The organism is Actinophytocola sp. (genome assembly GCF_036402745.1).
In the GTDB taxonomy this organism is placed as follows: domain Bacteria; phylum Actinomycetota; class Actinomycetes; order Mycobacteriales; family Pseudonocardiaceae; genus Actinophytocola.
The window spans coordinates 1-3,081 of sequence record NZ_DASWSJ010000084.1 but is presented as its reverse complement, the minus strand read 5'-3'; the positions used below and the strand labels follow the sequence as shown (position 1 = coordinate 3,081).

1 protein-coding gene is annotated in these 3,081 nt (G+C 72.2%); it reads right to left on the bottom strand.

Features of this window, described 5'->3' with window-relative positions:
* Nucleotides 1-3,028, bottom strand: a 3,028-nt coding sequence (locus VGD70_RS08075) for an acyltransferase domain-containing protein (protein ID WP_331079695.1), incomplete at its 3' end; no start/stop codon positions are given.
* Nucleotides 3,029-3,081: the final 53 nt, after the last annotated feature.

The following is a 3,081-nucleotide window of genomic DNA, read 5'->3' as shown; positions in this document are numbered from 1 at the left end:
CAGCATCCGCGTCGCAGACGTCACACGCGGCCACCGTGACCGTGGCATCGTGCTCGGCCAACTCGTCACACAGACCACCCGGGTCGGTGCCGCCACGGCTGACCAGCACGAGCCGACGGTGGCCGCGGTCCACGACCAGATGCCGCGCGAGGATGGCGCCGAGTCCGCCGGTACCACCGGTGATCAGCACCGTGCCGTCCCGGTCCCACACCGGCGGCATGGTGAACACCAGCTCGCCGCCGTCCTCAGCCTCGCTCATGAACCGGAACGCCTCGACCGCCTTCACCACCGGCCACGACCGCACCGGCAACGGCTCGATCCCCTCCGAAGCGGAACCCACCGGCACCGAAGCCGCGGTCTCGTCCGACCAGCCCTCCGGAACCCGGACGAGCATCCGCTCATCCGGCGCCACAACCACCGACGCCAGCCCACCGGACACAGGTCCCATCACCCGATCCCCCGGGCTCAGGCCACACACGTCCGGACCCACCTCGGCGACCACACCGGCCACCCCGGCATCGAACGCACTTACGTCACCCGCGTCCAGCACATCGCGGAAGCTCACACCGGCCGCCGTGACCCGCACCCGCACCTGAGCACCCGACAACGCGACACCGGCATCCGGGTCCGGCACCAACGCCAGCGCGTCCAAGCTACCGCGAGACACGAGCCGCCAATCGCCGCCAGGCGGCACCAGTTCACCGGTCGACGCGAACCGGGCAAGCCGCGCCGCGTGCGCAGTCCCGTCCCGCACAACCACCTGCGGCTCATCGGCCAGCACAGGAAGCGCGATCGAAACATCACCGTCGGACTCGACGTCGAGCAGGCCGAACCGGCCGGGATGCTCCGACTGCGCCGACCGCACCAAACCCCACACCGCCGAAGCAGCCAGATCGGACGGATCCGGACCGACCGCTCCCCTGGTCACCACCACCAACCGGGACGCAGCGAAACGCTCATCAGCCAACCAGACCTGCACCAACGACAAAGCCCGACCGGTCACCAGACGAACCGCCGCCGGACCCGTGACATCTTCGCCACCCAGCGCCACGAACACATAGTCCGGCACCGAATCCGCCAGAACGTCGAGATCACCCGGAACAGCGGACAGTCCGGCGAGCCCATCACCAAGCACACCGATCGTCCGCTCAGCCGGCGAGACATCCCCCGCGGCCGGAGCCCATCGGTGGACCAGCAACGAGTCCGTGTCCGCCGCGCGCGGGACCTCCACCTCCGACATCGCACGGTCTCGCATCGCCACCACTGAGATCACGGGCCGCCCGGCGGGGTCGGCCGCGTCGATGGCGACCCGGTCGGCGCCGTCGTCGACGAGGCGAACCCGCAAGGCCGAGGCCCCGGCGGCGTGCAGCGACACACCCGCCCACGCGAACTGCGACCGTGGACCGTCCACCGCCGGGCGGGTCAGCAGAAGCGCGTGCAGCGCCGAGTCCAGCAGCGCCGGGTGCAACCCGAACGCGTCCGCACCGGTCACCCGATCCGGCAGCGCCACCTCCGCGAAAATCTCGGCGTCGACACCACTGCCGCGACGCCACACCGCACGCAGACCCCGGAACACCGGACCGCAGGCGAAGCCCACCTCAGCGAACCGCTCGTAGCAGCCGTCCACCTCGACCGCTTCCGCCCCCGGCGGGGGCCAGGCGGCGGCGAACCCCGAGTCCCCGGCTCCCGGGTCGGGCATCAGCGTCCCGGTGGCATGAGTGGTCCACGGCGCGTCGGCCACGTTGTCCGGTCGGGAGTGGACGATCACGCCGCGCGCGCCGGACCCGTCCGGTTCCCCGGTCCGCACCTGGACCTGGACACCGCCCCGGTCCGGCAGCACCAACGGCGACACCAGGGTCAGGTCCCCGACCGACCCGCAGCCGACCTCGTCACCAGCCCGCACCGCCAGCTCCAGCAACACCGTCGCGGGAACCAGCACAGTCCCGCCGACCCGGTGGTCGGCCAGCCAGGGCTGCGCCGCCAACGACAACCGACCGGTAAGGAGCACACCGGTCCCGTCGGCGAGAGCGACAGCCGCGCCAAGCAGCGGGTGCGCCGCCGGTGTCAGGCCCAGCCCGGACGGATCGCCGGACGCGCCGCCACCATCCGGCCAGTACCGCTCCCGCTGGAACGGGTACGTCGGCAGATCGACCCGCCGGCCGCCGGAGAGGCACGCCGTCCAGTCCACGGTTGTCCCGGCGACGTGCAGCGTCGCCAGGGCACGCAGGGCGGACTCCTCCTCATCGGTCTCCCGGCGCAGGACCGGGACGGCGGACAGGTCGGGCAGGACGGCGCAGAGGGCGCCGTCGGGGCCGATCTCCAGCACCCGGTCCGGCTGCGCGGCGGTGACGGCGTCGGCGAAGCGGACGGCTTCGCGCACCTGCCGAACCCAGTACGCGGCATCTCCGAATCGACCGCCGCCGTCCACAGTGGACACTATCGGGATGGTCGGGTCGGCCGCCTCGACACCGTCGATCGCGGCGGCGAACTCGGCCAGCATCGGCTCCATCAGAGCCGAGTGGAACGCGTGCGAGGTCCGCAACCGGGTCTTCTTCCCGAACAGGTCGGCGACCGCGAGCACCGCCTCCTCCCTACCGGACAGCACAACACCGTCCGGTGAGTTGACCGCCGCGACCGACACGTCCGGGCCGAGGAACGGCGCGACGTCGGCCTCCGAGGCCCGCACCGCGACCATCGCCCCACCGGGCGGCAAGGCCGCCATCAGCCGCGCCCGGGCCGACACCACCGCACACGCGTCGTCCAGCGACAGCACCCCCGCGACCTGAGCCGCCGCCAGCTCACCGATCGAATGCCCGATGACGACGTCCGGCCGTACGCCGAACGACTCCACCAGACGGAACAACGCCACCTCGACCGCGAACAGCGCAGGCTGCGCCCACCCGGTGTCCGCCAGCCCGTCCGCGTCCTGACCCCACATCACCCCGAGCAGGCCCGGGTCGAGCCGGGACAGCACGTCGTCCAGTGCCGACGCGAAGACGGGGAACCGCTCGTACAGGCCACGCCCCATCCCCAGTCGCTGCGAACCCTGACCCGAGAACACGAACGCCAACCGGCCGGACG